This is a genomic window from Stenotrophomonas sp. GbtcB23 (assembly GCF_019091045.1).
Classification (GTDB): domain Bacteria; phylum Pseudomonadota; class Gammaproteobacteria; order Xanthomonadales; family Xanthomonadaceae; genus Stenotrophomonas; species Stenotrophomonas rhizophila_A.
Genome location: NZ_JAGXKC010000399.1, coordinates 1 through 273, shown reverse-complemented (window position 1 = coordinate 273; position 273 = coordinate 1). Strand labels below are relative to the sequence as shown.

Here is a 273-nt window from a genome sequence, read left to right as displayed (position 1 = left end):
CGCGAAGATGTTGAACAAGATGAGTTCCGCGCCCGGATTCATTGCGGCGCTGGACCAAAGCGGTGGTTCAACACCTGGAGCGTTGCGTCTTTATGGCGTGTCCGAGTCCGACTATCAGGGTGACGAGGAGATGTTCCGCCTGGTGCATGCCATGCGCGTCCGCATCATGAGCGCGCCCGCCTTTTCGGGCGATAAGGTTATCGGCGCTATCCTGTTCGTGCGGACAATGGACGGCGACGTCGATGGTCAGGCTGTTCCGTCCTATCTCTGGGA

The 273-nt window shown here is 59.3% G+C and carries 1 pseudogene; it reads left to right on the top strand.

What is annotated here, in order from left to right:
• Positions 1 to 19 precede the first annotated feature (19 nt).
• Positions 20 to 273, top strand: a pseudogene (locus tag KVS69_RS19560) (class I fructose-bisphosphate aldolase); the annotation flags it as partial.